The organism is Streptomyces sp. NPDC088157, from assembly GCF_044741545.1.
Lineage (GTDB): Bacteria > Actinomycetota > Actinomycetes > Streptomycetales > Streptomycetaceae > Streptomyces.
This window is the reverse complement of the sequence record NZ_JBIUSU010000001.1, coordinates 1282595-1302754: the sequence shown is the minus strand read 5'-3', so window position 1 is coordinate 1302754 and position 20160 is coordinate 1282595. Positions and strand designations below refer to the sequence as shown.

At 69.4% G+C, this 20160-nt stretch carries 13 protein-coding genes; 9 read left to right on the top strand and 4 right to left on the bottom strand.

Features of this window, described 5'->3' with window-relative positions; genetic code table 11:
- Nucleotides 1-157 precede the first annotated feature (157 nt).
- Complete coding sequence (locus ACIPFH_RS05385; protein ID WP_401823279.1) at nt 158-1591, bottom strand: glycoside hydrolase family 43 protein; 1434 nt, start codon at nt 1589-1591, stop codon at nt 158-160.
- 799 nt (nt 1592-2390) lie between these two features.
- On the opposite strand from ACIPFH_RS05385, the gene ACIPFH_RS05380 reads away from it, so the two are divergent.
- A complete protein-coding gene (locus tag ACIPFH_RS05380; protein ID WP_401823276.1) occupies nt 2391-5753 on the top strand; it encodes a discoidin domain-containing protein in 3363 nt (1120 codons plus the stop codon).
- Between the two features lie 395 nt (nt 5754-6148).
- On the opposite strand, the gene ACIPFH_RS05375 is transcribed toward ACIPFH_RS05380, so the two are convergent.
- Entirely contained in the window at nt 6149-6391 is a 243-nt protein-coding gene (locus ACIPFH_RS05375; RefSeq protein WP_359129706.1) for a DUF5302 domain-containing protein, read from the bottom strand.
- A gap of 1207 nt (nt 6392-7598) precedes the next feature.
- On the opposite strand from ACIPFH_RS05375, the gene ACIPFH_RS05370 reads away from it, so the two are divergent.
- From ACIPFH_RS05370 to pqqE, 6 genes are all read left to right on the top strand, one after another.
- Complete coding sequence (locus tag ACIPFH_RS05370) at nt 7599-8570, top strand: PQQ-dependent sugar dehydrogenase (protein WP_401823273.1); 972 nt, start codon at nt 7599-7601, stop codon at nt 8568-8570.
- 64 nt (nt 8571-8634) lie between these two features.
- Nucleotides 8635-8775 (top strand): pyrroloquinoline quinone precursor peptide PqqA, encoded by a 141-nt coding sequence (gene pqqA, locus ACIPFH_RS05365; protein WP_401823271.1) that lies wholly within the window; start codon nt 8635-8637, stop codon nt 8773-8775.
- Nucleotides 8776-8784: 9 nt separating this feature from the next.
- Complete coding sequence (pqqB, locus tag ACIPFH_RS05360) at nt 8785-9699, top strand: pyrroloquinoline quinone biosynthesis protein PqqB (RefSeq protein ID WP_401823268.1); 915 nt, start codon at nt 8785-8787, stop codon at nt 9697-9699.
- Complete coding sequence (gene pqqC / locus ACIPFH_RS05355; RefSeq protein WP_401823265.1) at nt 9696-10448, top strand: pyrroloquinoline-quinone synthase PqqC; 753 nt, start codon at nt 9696-9698, stop codon at nt 10446-10448. The genes pqqB and pqqC overlap by 4 nt, the downstream gene beginning before the upstream one ends.
- Nucleotides 10448-10717, top strand: a complete 270-nt coding sequence (pqqD, locus tag ACIPFH_RS05350; RefSeq protein ID WP_401823262.1) for a pyrroloquinoline quinone biosynthesis peptide chaperone PqqD — start codon at nt 10448-10450, stop codon at nt 10715-10717. The genes pqqC and pqqD overlap by 1 nt, the downstream gene beginning before the upstream one ends.
- Nucleotides 10714-11844, top strand: coding sequence for a pyrroloquinoline quinone biosynthesis protein PqqE (gene pqqE, locus ACIPFH_RS05345; RefSeq protein WP_401823259.1), 1131 nt, complete (start codon nt 10714-10716; stop codon nt 11842-11844). Before pqqD ends, pqqE begins: the two co-directional genes overlap by 4 nt.
- A gap of 235 nt (nt 11845-12079) precedes the next feature.
- Here pqqE and ACIPFH_RS05340 read toward each other — a convergent pair whose 3' ends face one another.
- Both ACIPFH_RS05340 and rox read right to left on the bottom strand, forming a co-directional pair.
- The gene (locus tag ACIPFH_RS05340; protein WP_401823257.1) at nt 12080-13603 is read right to left on the bottom strand and encodes a flavin-containing monooxygenase; all 1524 of its coding nucleotides are present in this window, start codon (nt 13601-13603) and stop codon (nt 12080-12082) included.
- A gap of 545 nt (nt 13604-14148) precedes the next feature.
- Nucleotides 14149-15696 (bottom strand): rifampin monooxygenase, encoded by a 1548-nt coding sequence (gene rox, locus ACIPFH_RS05335; protein ID WP_401823255.1) that lies wholly within the window; start codon nt 15694-15696, stop codon nt 14149-14151.
- A gap of 549 nt (nt 15697-16245) precedes the next feature.
- Here rox and ACIPFH_RS05330 point away from each other — a divergent pair.
- Nucleotides 16246-16965, top strand: coding sequence for a DUF6333 family protein (locus tag ACIPFH_RS05330; RefSeq protein ID WP_401823253.1), 720 nt, complete (start codon nt 16246-16248; stop codon nt 16963-16965).
- Between the two features lie 755 nt (nt 16966-17720).
- Nucleotides 17721-20153: a hypothetical protein gene (locus tag ACIPFH_RS05325; protein ID WP_401823251.1), complete on the top strand. Its 2433-nt coding sequence runs from the start codon at nt 17721-17723 to the stop codon at nt 20151-20153.
- The last annotated feature ends 7 nt before the right edge of the window (nt 20154-20160 follow it).

Here is a 20160-nt window from a genome sequence, read left to right as displayed (position 1 = left end):
CGCGCCGCCACGACGGCCGGTGGATCTGCCGCCGAGTCGGACACACCTCGGGCCCCGGGGTCGGACATGACCCACGGCACCGGATGCCGCCCGCCTTCGCGCTGGAGGGCGGGCGGCAGGCGCGAGCTCTCCTGAGGCGGGCGGCATCCCTGTGCGGTCAGCTCGTCACGCGGAAGGTGGCGTCGCTGCGTCCCGTGGCGGTGGTGATCGGGTCGAGTTTCAGTTGGAAGGCGTAGTGCCGGATGTAGCGGTCGGGATGGTTGTAGGACTGGAACGACGACCAGGACGAGTCGGCGAGCCCGGCGAGCTGTCGGAAGGTGGCGTCCTGAGCGAACGCGCTGGTGCCATCGTTGTAGACAAGCTGGAAGTCCGAGCCGTCCTGCCGCAGGAAGTAGCCGGGGAAGTTCACCGACTCGAAGGACACGGTGCCGGAGCCCGCCAGGCCGGTCCTCAGTCGGAACTGGGCGTCCTGACCAGGGCTGACGTTCGGGTCGATGCGCACGTCGAAGTTGGTGTGCCGGACGTACCGGTCCTGGAAGTTGAACGACTGAAGCCGGCTGATCGCGGTGTTGGCGTAGCGTGCCTGCACACGGCTCTCCTCGGCGGCCGTCAGGGTCAGGATCTCACCGTGCCGCTTCTTGGTCCCGCCCATGGCATAGCTTCCCGACGCCGGAAGTCGGTAGCTGCCGGCCGTGGTCGGGTCGGTGGACAGGACCGGCATGTACCCCTTTCCGGAGGCGTACTGGTCGAGGTAGAGCGCCCACTCGTTGCGATCACGGAACTTCATCCACATCGGGCCCTCGACCTGGGAGCCGGTGAGGCCGATGCCGGAGAGGTTGCCGATGGTGGTCCACGTACCCAGGATCGAGTTGCTGCCTTCGAGGGTGATCTGGCCGTCGCCGGAGGCCCGCACGTAGCGGTAGTGGCCTACGCCGGACGGCATCTCGACGATCTGGGTGTCGATGATGCCTTGTGTGCCGGGGCGGTCGATGTAGAGCTGCGGGGCGGTGACGGCGTGGAAGTCGGTGGTGCGGGCGTAGTAGATGCGGTGCTTCAGTACGCCGTTGAGGGTGGCGTTGGTCGCCCAGTACAGGACGTAGTCGTTGGTCTCGGCGTCCCAGATCGCTTCCGGCGCCCAGGCGTTGCGCCCGTCGGGAATCGCGCCGGCCACGTTGAGCAGCCACGGTCGCGACCAGGTGACCAGGTCGGACGACTCCCACACCACGAGGTTGCGGCTGCCGTTGTTCGTGGAGTCGCTCCACGACTGCCCGCAGTCGATGCACAGGTCGGTCGCGATGATCCAGTACCGGCTCCCGTCGGGAGAACGGACCAGGGCGGGGTCGCGCACTCCACGCGTGCCGACCGTGGAGCGCAGGACCATCCCCCCGCCGTTGAGGTCGTTCCATTGCAGGCCGTCGGTGCTGTGCGAGAAGTAGATCTGCTGGCCGGTCGAGCCCTCCCCGATGAAGTGCGCCAACAGGTAGCCCGGCTCGGCGGCGGCGGCCCGCTGGGGTGTGGTCATCACTTGGGCCGTGAGGAGCAGGCAGGCGGCGACCACCATCGCCGCCAGCCGGGAGAGAACCAAGCGCATGTACGTCTCCTGTCGTTCTGCGAGTGCCAAGATCGGGTGAAGTGAGCGTGCGGCCCGGCATCCGTGACGTTGTGGCAGGGCCCACTACCCCGCGACGTGGGACGTCGCGCCATGCCGGTCAGCGGCCGAGGGGCGGCGGTTTTCGCCGGAGCGTTGCAGCGACCGGAGACCCCGCAGTGGCGGGCCGGGTGACGAAGGCTGCGGAGGGGGCCGGCAGGGTTGTTTCAGGAGCCAGCCCGTGGCGCGTGCGGAACACGGGCTGTCCCCTTTGACGGCCATGGTTCGAAAAATCGAACACTGTTCGCAAGTTCGAGCAGAAGATAGGCGTCCGCCGAGAACACGTCAATGGAACTGGCCGGTTCGATCGTAATTCCGGCACAGCTCTCGGCTTCGAGGGCGAGTCGGCCTTGACGGTCGACCCGCCTGAAGACCGGCCGAGTCCTGGCGCACCGGCCGGCAAGCGACCCGGGCTTTCCAGTGCGCTTGGGGTTCGTTGCGGTGCGCCGCCGGCGGAGGTGAGCAGAATCCCGGCCGCGAGGTAACCGCCCTCCGCGCCCAGCGGCGGAATCGGAGCGCACGGTTCCGTGATCGGCCCGGCGCCCGGACGGGCCTCCCCGCACAGCTGGTGCTTATGAAGGCAGCTGTTGCAGGAGCATTGACACGGCGTTGCGGCCAGACGAAGATCTCGCCTGCAAACATGTGGTTGAAACGTTTCAAACCCTCCCGGCCTCCCCGTGCCCTCTCCTCAGACATCCCGGCCCGTTTGCCGCCCAGCCACACGTCAACCGTAGGAGCCCCGATGCACCATGTATCGCGCCGAAATGTTCTGCGCTCGGCCATAGCCGTGGCCCTGGCCCCCACCCTGGGTTCCGTCATGCTCCCCGGGCTGGCGCCCACGGCGTCCGCGGCGGTCTCGTGGACTGCCAAGTGGATCTGGGCGCCGTCCAGCGCCACGAATCAGTGGGTGGCCTTCCGTAGATCGTTCACCCTGGGGTCCGCGCCGTCGACGGCGGTGACGCAGATCGCGGCCGACTCCAAGTACTGGCTGTGGGTGAACGGCACGCTCGTGATCTTCGAGGGCGGGCTCAAGCGGGGCCCGAACCGTACGGACACCTACTACGACGAGATCGACCTCGCCCCGTATCTCACGAGCGGCACCAACACGGTCGCGCTGCTGGTGCGGTACTTCGGCAAGGAGGGCTTCTCGCACAGCAGCAGCGGCAAGGGGGGCCTGCTGTTCCAGTCCGACATCACGACCGGTTCCACCACCACCCGGCTGATCAGCAACACCGGCTGGAAGCACACCGTCCACCCGGGCTACTCGAACAACACCAGCGGCACCCAGGTCAACTTCCGGCTGCCCGAGTCCAATGTCTACTACGACGCCCGCAACGCCACCGCCATGGCCGACTGGCAGTCCTCCGGCTTCGACGACAGCGCATGGAGCGCGCCCACCGACTTCGGCGCCGCGGGCACCGCCCCCTGGAACGGCCTCGTCGAGCGGCCGATCCCGCAGTTCCGCTACTCCGGCCTGAAGTCCTACACCAACGCCGCCTCGCTCCCGGCCACCGGCCAAGGCTCCACCGCCGTCTCGGCCACCCTGCCGTCCAACATCCAGGTCACGCCGTATCTGAAGGTCGACGCCCCGGCCGGAGCCGTGATCGGTATCCAGACCGACCACTACGACGACGGCCGGGGTCTGGTGGGCATCGACCCGGCCACCGTCTTCAACGTCCGCGCCACCTACGTCTGCGCAGGAGGGGTCCAGGAGTTCGAGGCTCTGGGCTGGATGAGCGGCACCGCCGTGCGGTACACCATCCCGGCGGGCGTGACCATCGTCGATCTCCAGTACCGCGAGAGCGGGTACGACACGGACTTCGACGGGTCGTTCACCAGCAACGACGCCTTCTTCGACACGGTGTGGACCAAGGCCGCCCGCACCATGTACGTCAACATGCGGGACAACTACATGGACTGCCCCACCCGCGAACGCGCCCAGTGGTGGGGCGACGTGGTCAACCAGCTGAAGGAAGGCTTCTACACCTTCGACACCAACTCCCACGCCCTGGGCAAGAAGGCCATCTCGCAGCTGGCCTCCTGGCAGGAGTCCGGCGGCGTGCTGTACTCCCCGATGCCCTCGACCATCTGGACCGCCGAGCTGCCCAACCAGATGCTCGCCTCGGTGTGGTCGTTCTGGACGTTCCACCTCTACACCGGCGACACGAGCACGGTCACCGCCGCCTACCCGGCGGTGAAGAAGTATCTGGACCTGTGGAGCCTGGGCAGCGACGGCCTGGTGGCCCACCGCGCCGGGGACTGGGACTGGCAGGACTGGGGCACCAACATCGACGCCCGGGTCCTGAACAACTGCTGGTACTACCTGGCCCTGGACACCGCCGCCAAGCTCGCCGCCCTCAGCGGCAACAGCGGTGACGTCGCCGGATGGCAGGCCCAGCGCGACAGCATCAAGTCCAACTTCGACAGCCTGCTGTGGAACTCTACGAAGAACGAGTACCGCTCACCCGGCTACAACGGCGACACCGACGACCGGGCCAACGCCCTCGCCGTGGTCGCGGGCCTGGCCACGCCCAGCCACTACCCGGCGATCACCAACGTGCTGCGCACCCACCTCAACGCCAGCCCCTACACGGAGTTCTACGTCCTGGAGGCGCTGTACCTGATGGGCGCGGCCACCGTCGCCGAGGAGCGGATGCGCAACCGCTACGCCGCCCAGGTCGCCGACCCCTCCTGCCACACCCTGTGGGAGGTGTGGGTCAAGGCGGAAGGCACGGACAACCACGCCTGGAACGGCGGCCCGCTGTACGCCCTGTCCGCCTACGCCGCGGGCGTCCGCCCCACCACGGCCGGCTGGGAGACCTACGAGGTCATCCCGCAGTCCGGCACCCTCACGAAGATCAGCACCGTGACGCCGACCGTCGAGGGCGACATCCGCTTCGGCCTCACCCGCGACGGAACCCAGGTCACCCTGACGCTCACCTCGCCGAGCGGAACGACCGCGCGGGTGGGCGTGCCCACGTACGGCGGTTCCCAGCCCGTCGTCAAGGCGAACGGCACCACGGTCTTCAGTGGTGGTTCTCCCACGGGCAGCGTGGGCGGTCTGAGCTATGACGGCAAGGACTCCTCGTACGTCTACTTCAAGGTGCAACCGGGCACGTGGACGTTCGCGGCGACGGGCACCGGCCGCCTCGACAACCTGGCCCTGGGCCGACCGGTCACCAGTAACAACAGCCTGGAGAACAGCAGTTGGGGCGCGAACCGGCTCACCGACGGCAAGCTCACCAGCGTGAGCGGCGCCAGAGGCTACACCAGCAACGAGTTCACCTCCGCCGATGTCGGCGCGAACCCGGTGTGGGTGGAGATCGATCTCGGAGCCGACACCGACCTCGACGCCGTACGCCTCTTCCCCCGCACCGACACTCCCGCGGCCGGGGGTGGGACCGCGGGCTTCCCCGTCGACTTCACGATCCAGACCCGTCTCAACGGATCCAGCACCTACACCACCGTCCGCACCGTCACCGGCCAGCCGAGCCCCAACGGACTGGTACAGACGTACGGCTTCAAGACCACCACCGCCCGCTACGTCCGCCTGCAGGCCACCAGGCTCGGCGCCCCGGCATCCGACGAGACGACCAAGTTCCGCCTCCAGCTCGCCGAACTCACCGTCCCTACCACCGCGACGACCGTCACGGCCAACTGCACGCTGGAGAACAGCGACTGGGGCAAGACCCGGATCCTGGACGGAACCACCACCAGCGCGACCGGCGCCAAGGGCTTCACCAGCATCGACTTCCCCTCCGCCGACGTCGGTGCCACGCCCGTGTGGATCGAAGTCGACCTCGGCGCCGACCGGCCCATCGGCACCGTCACCCTGCATCCGCGCACCGACACCGGTGGAGCGGGCGGCGGCTCGGCAAACTTCCCCGTCGACTTCACGGTGCAGGCCCGCGCCGACGGATCCAGCACCTACACCACCGTCCGCACCGTCACGGGACAGGCCAACCCGAACGGGGCGGCCCAGACCTACACCCTCACCTCCACCACGGGCCGCTACCTACGCCTGAGCACAACCAGACTCGGCAACCCGGCGTCCGACGAGAGCACCAAGTACCGCCTGCAACTGGCCGAGATCGTCATCAAGTAACACGCAACGACCCACAGCGCCCCGCCCCCGCACGCACCCGCGTGCCGGGGCGGGCAGCCCTGGCGAGCAGCCCTGGCGAGCAGCCCTGGCGAGCAGCAAGCCTCAACACAGCGGTGCCGTAGCGCTGCTCCGAGCCGCGGGGTGTTCCTCTTCCACGCTGCAGCAGGACTCCCACGACGCGCGAGTGTGCCCGGTTTCCCACGGTGATCCCTGCACACCCCCGTACGGACGACGAACCCCGCCTTGGGCGTGGTGATCCAGCGGGATGAGCAGCCGGTCGGTGGGGCGAGCCTGTCGCCGCGGGTGACTGTCGTCGGAGCCCCGCGGAGTTCGGCCTCGTCCCGCCGGCCATCGCCTGAGCCTGCTCGAGTCCCGTCCGGAGACCGTTCCAGGACTCAGCCGCCGCTCTTTCGACGGAACGACCGCTGACTCGCGGCCGGGCCGTGCGTGCCGTGGACCTTCGACGTGGCGGTGTTCGCGGCGAGGTCGGCGGCGTCCGCCTGCGTACCCCGCTTTCGTGCCAGAGCTTCCCGAAACTTGCGCTTCAATTCGTTCTGGGCGTCGTCGTCGGGCGAGAGGGGGCTGCTCTCGCCGTCAACCGGCTCGGAACCTTCAGGCGATGGAGACTCTGCAGTCATGGTGACCTCCTGGGACTGTGCGGTGGAAAGCACAGCTTGTCATGGCGGGCACCGTTCCATGGACTGAGTCGGGAGTGAGTCCTGGTGCCAGGGATCGTGCTCAGCCGAACGCCCCGTACGGTGTTGGGCGTTCCGGTGCCCGCGTTCGCTCCGCAAGCCGGTGGCCCGCATCCTGTGCGTGGTCCGGAAGCACGGAGGCCGGGCCCGTCATTCCAGGGGTTCGTGGTCCGGCCTGGACGATCCGATGCCCCTGCACCTCGCTCCGGTGTGCAGGGCGCGGTGTCGTCCGTCGCCGGATCGGGCGCCCTTGGGCGCGTCGTCCTATCGCCACTGCGACAGCGCGGCCGGCACGCGGAGCGCCTTCATCGAGCTCACCACCGGCGGCCCGCGGCCATGCCTCAGCCGGTGCGGGGAGGGCGGGGAGGCGACGACCTGCGCCGGCGCCGGCACGGGCCGCACCCAACAGGCCGTTCCGGCTGCCGCCGGGACGCAACGCGGTGAGTGCAGTCCGGCGGGGTACCGATCCTCACCGAAGCATCCGCTGACCGGGCCGGTGCCAGCCCCGGCACTTCTCACTTCGCATGGCCGTTCGCTCGGCTGGGTCCAAATGCCTCGGCGTTCGCCATTGTGGTGAGCGACGTCGACCCGGCTGTGGTCAGCGGGCGCCGACCGTGTCCCACAACCGGTCTCCGACGACTCGCGTCCAGCCGTCTGCCGAGGCGAGGAGGACATGGCGGACCGGCCGGCCGAGCGCCCCTCCCCGGGAGCCGCGATCACCACGCGGCAGGTCGGCCTCCCACGCTGAAGCCGGTTCCGTCAGCAGGATGGAGGAATCCAGGTGGCCTGTGCGGAATTCATGACTCAATACTCCTTGAGGAGTCATCGCCACGGCCCTCGCCCCTTTTCTCTTTCCGAGAGTGCATCACCACGCGGCGCAGGAACGGGCACCTCGGTATCGGATTCGGCGGCGAATTCCTTTTCGAATTCGGCCCGTCGTCCTCCACGACAGGAAAGGCATCACATGTCACGCTTGGCGCATTCGGCGCTGCATCGGGTCCGTCCGGGCAGAGCCGCGATCGCTGCCGTCACCGCTCTTGTCGGCGTCTGCGTCCTGCAGCCGGCGTCGGCGACCGCGGTAGCGGAGAACACCGCATCCAAAGCAGCGGTCGGGACAGGTACCCGGGCCGACAGCAGTGCCCCGTCCGGTGTGTCCGTCCTCTCCGACAAGTGGACGAGGCCCTGGGCCATCTCCTTCCTGCCCGACGGGAAGAAGGCACTGGTGACCGAGCGCCGTAGCGCCACGGTGTGGGTTCAGCACAGTGACGGGTCCAAGAAGAAGGTGGGCGCGGTACCGAACACGGTGGTCCCCTCGCCTGCCCTCCGGGTCGGAAGCGGCGGACTGCTGGGTGTGGCCCCCTCGCCGACCTGGAACGGCACCACGGACAGGGACGTCTTCTTCGTCCACACGGCCGCCGCCGACATCCGGGTCGCGAAGATGCACTTCGACGGCACCTCCCTCAGCGACTACAGCGTCGTGCTCGGCGGAATCACCCGGGGCGGGGACCACAACGGCGGCAAGCTGGCCTTCGGTCCCGACGGCTACCTGTACGTCAGCGTCGGCGATGCCCTGCAGGGGTCTCTCGCGCAGAACAAGAACTCGCTCAACGGGAAGATCCTGCGCATCACCAAAAGCGGTGCCGCGGCCCCCGGCAACCCGTTCGGCAACCGCGTGTACAGCCTGGGCCACCGCAATCCCCAAGGCCTCGCCTGGGACGCCCGGGGCAGGTTGTGGGAAACCGAGATCGGCGAGTCCACGTGGGACGAACTCAACCTGATCAGTCCGGGCGCGAACTACGGCTGGCCCACCTGCGAGGGGTCCTGCTCCAAGGCGGGCATGACCAACCCCAAGAAGGTCTGGAATCCGGACCAGGGAGGCGTGCCCGCCCAGATCGCGATCAAGCGCGACGTCATCTACGTCTCCACGCTTCTCGGCCAGCGCCTGTGGGCGTTGCCGATCGACAGCACCGGCAAGGACGTCGGAACGGCGAAGTCGTACTACAACGGCGCCTACGGCCGGCTGCGGGCCATCGCCAAGGTCCCCGGTGCCGACCAGCTCTGGCTCGCCACGACCGACCGCGGGGACGACAAGGACCGCATCCTCAAGATCAGCATCAAGTGACCTCCCCTCGATCGGCTCCTCACGCAGGAGTGAATTCACCACCCCCGAAAGGAAGGTACGCACCATGACGGACACCATCGAGCAGCCGGAGCAGCCGGCCGGCACCACCACGGAGCAGGCCGACACCGCGCCCTGGCAGACGCCCGGTTACACGGTCGTCGACACCGCACTGGAAGTCACCGCCTACTCCCTCTCCACCCGCTAGTCCGCCGCCATGCTGCTGCAGGTGCTCGGCACCGCGGCCGGCGGCGGCGTCCCCCAGTGGAACTGCGCGTGCCCCGGGTGCTCCGGGGCACGCGCGCATCCCGAGCGCCGCCGCCGTCACGCCTCGCTCGCGGTCCGCACGGACGAGGGCCGCTGGTACCTCGTCAACGCCACCCCCGACATCGGCGACCAGATCGAAGCCCACCTTGCGCTTCACCCGGGGCCCGGTCCCCGGCAGACACCGATCGCCGGGGTCGTCCTCACCGACGCCGAACTCGACCACACCCTGGGCATCGCGCGGCTGCGCGAGGCCGAGGGACTGGAGATCCTCGCCACGGCCCCGGTCCGCCAGGCGCTGGACGACCGCCTGCGCCTCGGCGAGGTACTGGGCCCTTACACCGTGCTGACCTGGCGCGAGCTGCCCTGCCACAGCGCGCAGCCGCTGAGCGGCGACGCATCCGGCCCGTCCGGCGACGGTGTGCGGATCAGCGCCGTCCCCGTGTCCACCAAGCGCCCCCGCTACGCCGCCGACGCCCCCGAGCACGACGCCTGGGTGGTGGCCCTGCGCCTGTACGACCCGCTCACCGGCAGGTCGGCGGTCTACGCACCGGCCGTGGCCGCGTGGTCCGACGCGCTGCACCAGGTCGCCGCCGAGGCCGACTGCGTCATCGTCGACGGCACCTTCTGGGACGACGAAGAGCCCCGCCGCACCGGTATCTCCTCCCGCACCGCCACCGGCATGGGGCATCTGCCCATCGACGGACCGGGCGGCACCGCCGGCATCCTCGCCTCGCTGTCCGCCCGTTGCCTGTACACGCACCTCAACAACACCAACCCCCTCGTCGATCCCACCGCGGCGCAGCACAAGCGGCTCGCGGGACTGGGCATCGAGGTGGCCGACGACGAGATGGTGATCGAGCTGTGACCACGGCACTCGCCGCCCTGACGGAGCCCTGGAGCCCCGCCGAGTTCGAAGCCCGCCTGCGTGCGGTGGGCCAGGAGCGGTACCACGACCGCCACCCCTTCAACATCCGCATGCACGAAGGCGACCTCAGCCCGGCGGAGGTGCGCCGCTGGATCGCCAACCGCTTCCACTACCAGCGCCACATCCCCGTCAAGGACGCGCTGATCACCGCGAAGCTGGACTCCCCGCGGCTGCGGCGCATGTGGCTGCGGCGGATCGAGGATCACGACGGCCGCCGGGACGGCGAGGGGGGTATCGAGCGCTGGCTGCGGCTCGGCGAGGCGGCCGGCCTGGACCGCGAGAACCTGCGGGCGGGTGAGTCCGTACTGCCGGGTGTGCGGCTGGCGGTGGCGGGCTACGTCGACTTCTGTCGGCTGCGCCCCCCGCTGGAGGCCGTCGCGGCCTCGCTCACCGAGCTGACGGCTCCTGACCTCATGCGCCTGCGCATCGACGCCTTCGAGCGTCATTACACCTGGATCGAGCCGTCCGGGCTCGACTACTTCCGCACCCGGGTCGACCAGGGGCGGCGCGACAGCGGCGAGGCCCTCGCACTCGTCCTGGAGTGGGCCCGCACCCGCGAGGACCAGCAGCGGGCCGTTGCCGCGCTGACCTTCAAGTGCGACGTGCTGTGGGCCCTGCTCGACGCCGTGCAGCAGGCCGGGCAGCAGGACCAGGGCGATCAGCCGGCCGGTCGACGGGGGCAGAGGTGATGCCGGCGTCCGAGAGTCCATGGCGCCCGGCTCTCGCCCCCGCACTGATGCTGCGGCACGACAGCGTGCGCGACACCGACCTGCTGCTCCTGCCCGAACGCGTCGTCGTCCTCGAGGGACACGCCGGCCAGGTCGTCGGCCTGTGCGACGGCACGCGGACGGTGCGCGGGATCGTCGACGTACTGGCCGAGCGCTACCCGGGCGCCCCGGTGGCCACCGAGGTGCCCTCCTTCCTCGACCGCCTGCACCAGGAGGGTTGGCTCAGGTGACCATTGACCAGGCTTCCACGGACACCGCAGACCGGGCCCGCCCCTGGGCCCTGCTCGCCGAACTCACCCACGCCTGCCCCCTCCACTGCCCGTACTGCTCCAACCCGCTGGAACTGGCCCGCCGCTCGGGCGAACTCAGCACCGGGGAGTGGACGGACCTGATGGGCCAAGCGGGCGCGCTGGGCGTCGTACAGACTCATCTCTCCGGTGGTGAGCCGCTGTTGCGTCCCGATCTGGAGGAGATCGTCGCCGCCGCCGGATCCGCCGGGATCTACACCCAGTTGGTCACGAGTGGTACCGGCCTGGACGAGGCCCGGCTGAGCGCGCTGTGCGCGGCGGGGCTGCGCAGTGTCCAGCTCTCCGTCCAGCACGCCGATCCCGTGGCGAACGACCGGATCGCCGGACGCCCGTCCTCCTTCGCCGCCAAGGAGCGGGCCGCGGCACTCGTTCGCCGGGCCGGGCTTCCCCTCGGCCTCAATGTGGTGCTGCACCGTGACAATCTCGACGCCGTCGACGACCTCGTCGAGTTGGGCGTGGCCTGGGGCGCGGACCGCATCGAGCTGGCCAACGCCCAGTTCTACGGCTGGGGCCTGCTCAACCGGGCCGCGCTGCTGCCCGCACACGACCAGCTGGTCCGTGCCCGCGAAGCCGTCGAACGCCGCCGTGAGCAGCTCGCCGGCCGCATCGACCTGGTCTGGGTCGTCCCCGACTACTTCGACGGCGTCGCCAAGCCCTGCATGGGCGGGTGGGGGGCGGTCTCGCTCACGGTCGCACCCGACGGCACCGTCCTGCCGTGCCCGGCCGCCGCCGTCCTGCCGGACCTCGACGCGCCCAACATCCGTGACCGTTCGCTGGCCTGGATCTGGGACCACTCCCCCGCCTTCAACCGCTTCCGCGGCACCGACTGGATGACCGGCCCCTGCGGCGGCTGTCCCCGCCGGGAGGAGGACTTCGGCGGCTGCCGCTGCCAGGCGTACGCCCTCACCGGTGACGCCGCCCGCACCGACCCGGCGTGCGGGCTGTCCCCCGACCACCACCTCGTTCGCACACTCGTCGGCCACGGCCCCTCCCAGGAACCGCCCCCGTACGTCTACCGCCGCCCCGGAGCGGTACCGCAAGCTCACTGAGGCCGCCCCCGCACGGCGGTCACCCTCGGGGGCGTCGGCCGGGCGGCGCGGTCTGGCACGGGCCTGCGGACGAGCGGCGCGGTCTGGCACGGGCCTGCGGACGAGCGGGCGTTCGGAGAGCCGCTTCACCAAGGCCCGTGCCGCGGGCAGCACGATCGGCGCGCTGCCCGCTCCCGCCGGGCCCGGCCATCCGTGGACAGGGCGGTCGTTCTTCCGTCGGACCGCGCCATCCGCGTCATGGCCGCTCTGCGTTCGCGGCTGCCGTGCGGTCTCCGGGCTGTGGCCTCGCCTGCGCGGGGAGGCCAAGGGGGCGGGCCGGTGTGTCGAAGGTGTAGGCGTCGGCGTCGAAATGGCGCAGGCGGCGCACGAGCCGTCCGGTGGACCACGGCCAGGCGAAGGTGTTCTGCCCGGTGGCGGTGAAGTAGTAGCTGGTGCAGCCGCCCGTGTTGTAGACCGTGGTGGCGAGCGCCTCCTGGACGGCGCTGTTGTGCGCGGCCTGTGCGGCCGGCCGGACGTGCAGGCTGCGGTGACCGCCTTGGCGGAGGTAGGCCAGCGCCGCGACGAGGTAGGTCAGCTGGGCTTCCAGGACCGTGATCGCGGAGGTGGAGCCTCCGAGCAGGTTGGGGCCCAGAAGCAGGAAGAGGTTGGGGAAGCCGCTCACGGTGGTGCCCAGGTACGCCTGCGGTTCACCGCCCCAGGCTTGGTCGAGTGTCTGGCCGTTCGCGCCGTGCAGGGCTGTGGCCAGCGGCAGATCACCGACGCGGAAGCCCGTGGCTTCGATGAGTACGTCGGTGCGGACGGTGGTGCCGTCGGCGCCGACGACCTCGTTGCCGCGCACGGCGCTCACGGCGGTGGGACGCAGGCGCACATGCGGCTGGGACAGGGCCCGGTAGAAGGTGCTCGACGTCAGAAGACGCTTGCAGCCCAGCCGGTAATCCGGTGTCAGTTGCCGGCGTAACCGTCCGTCGCGGACCGCGAGGCGTAGGTGTGCGCGGGCGCCCGCCTCGAGGAGGCGGGCGGCCTGCGGGTGGCGGAAGGCGTGGCCGAAGCCCTCCTGCAGGGTGTACTGGCCGGCGCGCAGGACACCACGCGCGCCGGGGACGCAGTCCACCAGCCGGTTGAGCGCCGTGGGAACCGGCAGGTCGGGCTTGGGCAGCACCCACTGAGGGGTGCGCTGGAAGAGGTCCACGGCCGTAGCCTGTGCCTCGATGGCCGGGACGATCTGGACGGCGGAGGCACCGCCGCCCACCACGGTCACCCGCCGCCCGGTCAGGTCGACGCTGTGGTCCCACCCGGCGGTATGGAACACGGGACCGTCGAAGTCCTCGATCCCGGGAACCTCCAGGCGGCGCGGGACGTGCCACGGGCCGGTGGCCAGGACCAGAATCGCGGCACTGTAGGGCCCGTCGCTGGTCTCCAGCAGCCAGCGGCCGGCCTCCCCGGCCCACCGGGCCCCCAGCACCCGCACACCGCAGCGCAGCACGTCACCGAGCCGGTACCGCTCGGCTGTCGACCGCAGATAGTCGAGGATCTCCCGCTGGCCGGCGAAGACCCTGCTCCAGGCTGCGTCCGGTGTGAAGGAGTAGCTGTAGAGCGTCGAGGGCACATCACAGGCGCAGCCCGGGTAGGTGTTCTCCCTCCAGGTGCCGCCGAGTTGCGTCCCTTTCTCCAGGACGAGGACGTCGTCGAACCCTGCCTCGCGAAGCCGTACGGCGGCCCCGATTCCGGAGAACCCCGCTCCGACGACCACGGCCCGCACGTCCCTGACAGTCCGCTCACTCTGCGCCGGGATCACAGCGACGCTCCAGCCGGCCGGCCGACGCACAGGGCCCGGCCCGCACGCAGCTCTCCCCCAGCCGTTCGGCAGGCGGACCCGGACAACTGCCTCTGCGACGTGGCGGTTTGGGCGGCAACGTGGGACAGCGAGTAAGTCGGGGACGGGACTCGCCCGAGTAGTGTGATCACCTACCGCCAACGATCACGACGCCACAACGTCACAGTCAGAGACCCTGGTGGTCCCCCACCCGCTCGGTTGACGTCCGCCTGACAGGCGCGGACCAGGTGGGCCTGGCACCTCTGCGAGGCAGTCGGCGTCCCCCGCTGCCCACCCACGGTGGGCAGAACCCGAGCCAGACACTCGTCTGACATGGGATCGCTCAACTGACGGGAGATGCTTACCCTCCTCGCAAGCCGACCCTGGCGCCGGAGCACACCACGGCTGATGCTTCCTTCAGCCTTGCGGTGGTCGGGCACCACGGGCCGTTCCGATCCTCCATACAGGCCTATTGGGTTGCTCGGGCGAGATCAGTTGGCGGGCTTGCCGAACCAGCGGGAGAGGTGGTCGTCCAGGTCCTGCTGATCGTCGCCGATCCAGGCGACGTGGCCGTCGGGGCGTAGCAGGACGCACGGAGCATCAAGTACCGCCGTGGGGTCCGCGAGGTAGTCGACCCGGTCTGACCAGCCGCCGACGGTCAGGCGTTCGGTGCGGTCCAGCAGCAGGCCGCGGCCGCGATGCAGCAGACCGTAGAGGCGGCCCTGTTCCAGGTCGATGTCGCGCAGGCGGCGGCCGAGCAGGTCGGGGCCTTCGCCGAAGTCGTAGCGGATTCCGATCGCGGTGATCTTCTCGATCAGATAGCGGTTCACCTCGTCGAAGTCCATCAGTTCGGTGAGCAGCCTGCGCACGGCCTGCGGGCCCGGTTCGGGGGAGTGCAGTTCCATCTGGGCGCGGGTGTTGTCCAGCACGTCCTCGGCGACCGGCCGGCGTTCGGCCTGGTAGGTGTCCAGCAGTGTTTCTGGCGCCCAGCCGCGGATCTGCGCGGCCAGTTTCCAGCCGAGGTTGAATGCGTCCTGAACGCCCAGGTTGAGGCCCTGTCCGCCGGTGGGCGGATGGATGTGTGCCGCATCGCCGGCCAGCAGCACCCGCCCGACCCGATAGCGTTCGGCCAGCCGGGTGGCGTCCCCGAAGCGGGACAGCCAGCGCGGGGAGTGCACGCCGAAGTCGGTTCCGGCGATGGTGCGCAGCTGCTGTTTGAAGTCCTCGAGGGTGGGTGGTTCCGCGCGATCGGTGACTCCCGCGGCGGGGGCTACGACGCTGTATGCCCCTTGGCCGATGGGCCTGAGCCAGAACCGCTTATTGGTCTCGCCGATTTCGGTCACCTTGGCGGCGATCTCCTCCTGCGGCACACCCACTTCCATCTCGCCCATCAGCGTCTCGGTCCGCGAGGGCTCGCCGGGGAAGCCGACGCCGAGCAGTTTGCGCACGGTACTGCGCCCGCCGTCACAGCCGACGAGATAGCGCGAACGCAGCTGTTCGCCGTCGGCCAGCTCGACGGTCACACCCTGGTCGTCCTGCGCGAAATCGGCCACCGTGCAACCGCGCCGGATCTGCACACCCAGTTGGATCGCATGCTCTTCGAGCAGGTGAACGATGACCGGCTGCGGAATGCCCAGCAGATATGCGTGCGCGGAATCCAGGCCCCGGGGCGCCGGTTTGTTGATGGCCGCGAAGAATCCGCCGGCCGGACGCTGTCTTCCGTGTTCGCGAATGCGATCCAGCAGTCCGCGCATTGCCATCAGCTCAAGACTGCGAATGTGCAGACCGACGATGCGCACGAACGAAACGGGCTCGGCTTCCTTCTCCAGGACGAGTACCCGCACATCGTGCAGCCGTAGTTCGGCGGCCAGCATCGCGCCAGTCGGCCCGCACCCGGCAATGATCACGTCGAACATGAGGGGCGCTCGATCGGCGCCGGAGGCCGACGAACAGAGAACTCCGGGGGCGTCGCCCACGGTGAAGTCGGGCTCCACCGCGTCGTTCGACGACGACTCGGTGGTGAACCGCGGAGATTGCATAGGTATTGCCTTTCGGGAGTGCCTTGTTGGAGAGGCGCTCCCGGCGACACCTACGTCAGTCGCCGGCCGTGACGGGAAGGGGGAGCACCCACGTCGATACAGCGTTCATGGGTCTCACCTCCTTGGGTGGTGTCGCGGTCACCTGCAAGCTACAAGCCCGGGCTTCACCCAGTCCAATCCTTTCCCCGCCGTTCTCGACCAGCTGAAGGTCGACGGATGGCGCCTCTTCGCCGCCACCCCCACCGGTTGGGGCCGGGCGCCTGCCCTGCCGGTGAAGTCGGCGCAGCACCCTGACCGAGGAGCACCACTGGCCGGCTGCGTAGGTGAAGCCGAAGAGCGCTTGTTGGTGAAAGCCGGCAGCATCCGGGGCTGGGGTGCCCCGAGTTTCGATGAGAAGCAGCAGGGGCTCTGGCACCCGGGAATGCTGCAACTGCCGCTGGGAATGCAGTGATCGGCGAACCCGAGTTCGTCCGCGTCCCATGGGCTGGCGACAGGGCGAGGCCAGGGTGCCGGCACGTTGGCGGTGTCGACGCCGCTACGGTGACCCGCATGACCGACAACAGCTTCTGGACCCTCCCGCCCGACCGCACGGTGCGCGGCTCCATGGGCCACTGCAACATCACTGTTCTCCTCCCCCCGTTCGACGTCGACGCTCGCGCGCTTCCCACCAACGACCCTGTACGAGCGGCGGAGTTCGCCGCGTCATTGGGAACTGTGGACGAGGTCCTCGAAGAGATCGGGCCTCGGTCCGTCCTTCAGGTGCCCTACCCGGACAAGCGGGCGGACCTGGACATCATTCAGGCCGCCTCATGGGGACATGTCCTCGGTGTCAGCGACCCTGCGCTGGCCGACAACGGCAACGACACCCCCCTCCTGAGCGAGGCCCGTACGCTGCGCGAGCGCTACCCGGATGCCCGTATCGTCGGCCGTGTCCATTTCCACGGCGGGGCGCCCCACACCGAGGACATCGTCTGGCTGCCCGACGGGGCCATGTTCCACGCCGCCGGCTGGCCCGGGGACGAGCCGTTCGAGGTGAGCGGCGACCCGGGCGCCATCGCCTCCGCCCTCGGCGTCACCGCCGAGGCGCTGGAGGATCTCGGCCTGGACGAGGAGGACCCGGCCGACGTCGAATGGGCCGGTTTCGCCGCGCTGGCCCTGGGCAGCGCCGACCCCTGGGGATGGGAGCAGATCCAGACCACGGCCTTCCGCGTGCGGCACACCGAGTTCGCCACGTCCACGATGGAGGAGCTGTACTTCACCGGCGGCTGAGAAGTCGTCTCGGTCGGGTGGGTGAAGCGGTGTTCTGGCAGCCCGCGGTCCTGCGGTGCATCAGCGTTCGGTGACGTGTCCAGGAACTCCCGGGCCGACGGCGGTCGTATCCGAGCGAGACCGCCCGGCCCAACCAGGTGCCGTCCCGGGTGCTTCCTCGTACCGGGCCGGCTCCCGGTTCGTGGCGGTCCGAGCGAGACCGCCCGGCCCAACCGGGTGCAGTCCCGGGTGCTTCCTCGTACCGGGCCGGCTCCCGTGCGTGGCGGGGCCCAGTGGTCAGCGGGCGATGGAGACGGCGAAGAGCTTGAAGCCGTGTCGGCGCACGATGTGGGCCCGACAGATCGTGGCCTCAGCGCCAACGAGTTGCGGAAGCAGCCAGCCGTGATCGGCGTCGAATCCTCGGCGGGGATCGGCCGGCACCGCTGGGCGGCCGAGCCGCCCAGCGGTACGACTGAAAGGCTTCCGCCACCTGCGCCGTCGCCACGAACCACGAGCCGACCACTTCCCCGGCTACGCCGGTATGGCACGGCGTTTCGCTGCTGCGAACGGCTCGCCCGTCCCACCACGCAGGACACCGTCCGAGGCGAACTGCTCATCGGCCGACGGCGGCTGACGACTCGTCGACACTTCCCCAATACGTTTGATGCGCCGACATCGGGGTCTATGGTGGGCGCTGGCGCGTACACGTCACGGGGGCCTCGCGCGCCACCCGAACCCCTCAACGACGCCCCCCACAACGAGGGACAGACGCCGTTTTGAACAGAGCATTCCACATACCCACACGGTGGCGGCTCACCGCGCGCCTCACGGCTGCCGCGGGACTGGCCGCCGCCGTCACCCTGACCGGCCTGCCCGGTATGCCCGTCGACACCGCCTCTGCCGGTCCGGCGGTCTCGGCCAAACTCAAGCCCAACACCGGCAAGCGCTGCGATGTCCGCAACGGGCTGCCATCCGCCTCGAGGACTCCGGCGAACTCCGGGTTTCCCAACGATCCGATCAGCAACTTCCAGAAAGCGGACGACCTTCCGAGGAACTTCGAGTTCGACCTTCCCGGCCAGGCGTACGACGGGCTCGAGTCCCCCACGGCGGATGAGGAGAGGAAGGCGCTCTCCAAGGTCCCGGGCGACACGGAGGCGAACTACAAGGCCTGGCGGAAGGTTGCCGACGCTTCCGGCAAGCCCGCCGACCGGGCGATGGAGATCTACGCCCGCTGGCTGAACACCGGCAAGACCAAGCCCTTCAAGCAGTGGTTCGACAAGATCTACATCCGCAACCAGACCAATCTGAACAAGGGCGCCGGGTACGAAGCCCAGCTCGTGAGGGACTACAAGCTCATCGGCCCCGACTGGCTGTGTGAGGTCTACGTCGAACTCTTCGACGCCGAGGGCAACAAGGTCGGCGAACGACGCTACGACGCCTACAACAAGCGCACCAAAGAGTTCAACGAGTTCAAGTCCAACTCCCGCCCCGAGAAGCCACAACTCGAGAAGGACCGGGTCGTCGCCCGCTCCATGAAGGACCACACCTTCCGCTACACCGGCGCGAAGAAGTTCACCGCCGGCCAGCAGAAGCTGATCGACGACTTCAACCGCGACGTCTCGGCAGAGCGCGGCAAGCCCAACCAGGTACGTGGCAACCAGCGCCTCTACAACCCCGTCGGCAAGACCACGCCCATCAGGGGCTACTCCGACTACCAGCGCTGGTTCGCCCCCGGCTGCCAGACCGGCGGCACCCAGGCGATGGCCGCCTCCACCTGCGGCACCCGCGGCCCGGCCAACCAGCGAGCCCTGAGCTCCGGCCGCACGCTGGAGGAGGCCAAGCAGTTCCAGGCCGAAGCCCGCCGCCTGGACACCCGCGGCACCCTTCCCAGGGGCGGCCCCGGCGGGATCGACTTCACCACCCTCGAACTGCGGTACGTCGGCGGCCTGGACAAGGGCAAGGGCATGCAGTACAGCATGCAGGCCGACCAGATGCCCGACCCGGACAGCGAACCCGGCTGGGGCGGCGAGGCGAAGATGCAGCTCGCCTCCGACGCGATGTTCACGTGGCTGGCGCTGACGCCGGACAAGTTCTGGGTGAACCTGAACCCGGACGAGCCCGACCGCATCATGGACTCCAAGTTCGCCTCCACCGACGCCGGCCGCATCCTGCTCGAAGCCGATCTTCAGATGAAGCACGACTTCTACAAGGCCATGGACCCCAAGACCGATCTCGGCAAGCGGTACTGGGCGGCCCTGCCCAAGCAGAACGGCTACCCGTGCATGCCCGGCCTGCGGAACTGGATCGAGCCAAAGCCCGCGCAGGTACGTGAGCAGGACGGCGGCATCTACATCCTCGACGCCCCGCTGGCTCTGAAGTCGACCGCGCAGAAGACCATCACGCAGGGTCCGGGCGAGCCGATCTGCGACCCCAGCGAGACGGAGATCAAGGCCGCCCAGGCGATCATTGACTCCATGATCGTGCCCGCGGTCGAGAAGACCATCAACACCGCCCCGCAGTACGCCGACCTGCGCCGCGTCTACACCTCCCGGGTCGCCGCCGAGTACATCCGGCAGCAGGACGCGAAGAAGCCGACCGACTTTCGGCCGATCATCAACAGCGACGACGTGAAGGCATGGCCGCTGCGCGCCCCCAACCAGAACTGGGACAAGAACGAACTCTTCCAGAAGTACCGGAAGATCTACACCGAGGGCGAGTTCACCTACGACGTGGACACCGCCCACGGCGTCCAGGTGTACATCGTCGGCGGCGTCGACTTCTCCAAGCAGCCCAAGCAGAACATCTCCCAGACCCGTTTCGTCACGGAGAACCGGGACCTGGACCACACCACGACCAACTCCCGCAAGTCCGATGACACCTCCTACCGGGACACCGACACCCTCTACCTGGGTGGCGGCAGGACGTCCGCCGGTGACGGTGACGTCCCCTCCCCCTCCCCCACCCCGACGCCGACGCCGACGGGGACCGACAAGCCCGACCCGACCCCGACCGGCAAGCCCACCAACACCCCTGGCAAGCCGGACCCGGGCGGGGCCGGCAACCAGCCGACCGATCCCCCGGGCGGAGACCTCGCCGACACCGGATCCGACACCCCCGTCGGCCTGATCGCCTGGATCTCGGCGGCCCTGGCCGCTGCGGGTGGTGGCCTGGTGTGGTGGATGCGACGGCGTAGGACCGCGGCCGGGTAACCGCCCC

What these genes read in the sequence shown, in the direction of transcription:
- ACIPFH_RS05375 (WP_359129706.1), bottom strand. Translation starts at nt 6,391, where the DNA reads ATGACTGCAGAGTCTCCATCGCCTGAAGGTTCCGAGCCGGTTGACGGC.
- pqqD (WP_401823262.1), top strand. Translation starts at nt 10,448, where the DNA reads ATGCCGGCGTCCGAGAGTCCATGGCGCCCGGCTCTCGCCCCCGCACTG.
- ACIPFH_RS05385 (WP_401823279.1), bottom strand. Translation starts at nt 1,591, where the DNA reads ATGCGCTTGGTTCTCTCCCGGCTGGCGGCGATGGTGGTCGCCGCCTGC.
- ACIPFH_RS05330 (WP_401823253.1), top strand. Translation starts at nt 16,246, where the DNA reads ATGACCGACAACAGCTTCTGGACCCTCCCGCCCGACCGCACGGTGCGC.
- pqqA (WP_401823271.1), top strand. Translation starts at nt 8,635, where the DNA reads ATGACGGACACCATCGAGCAGCCGGAGCAGCCGGCCGGCACCACCACG.
- ACIPFH_RS05380 (WP_401823276.1), top strand. Translation starts at nt 2,391, where the DNA reads ATGCACCATGTATCGCGCCGAAATGTTCTGCGCTCGGCCATAGCCGTG.
- pqqB (WP_401823268.1), top strand. Translation starts at nt 8,785, where the DNA reads ATGCTGCTGCAGGTGCTCGGCACCGCGGCCGGCGGCGGCGTCCCCCAG.
- rox (WP_401823255.1), bottom strand. Translation starts at nt 15,696, where the DNA reads ATGCAATCTCCGCGGTTCACCACCGAGTCGTCGTCGAACGACGCGGTG.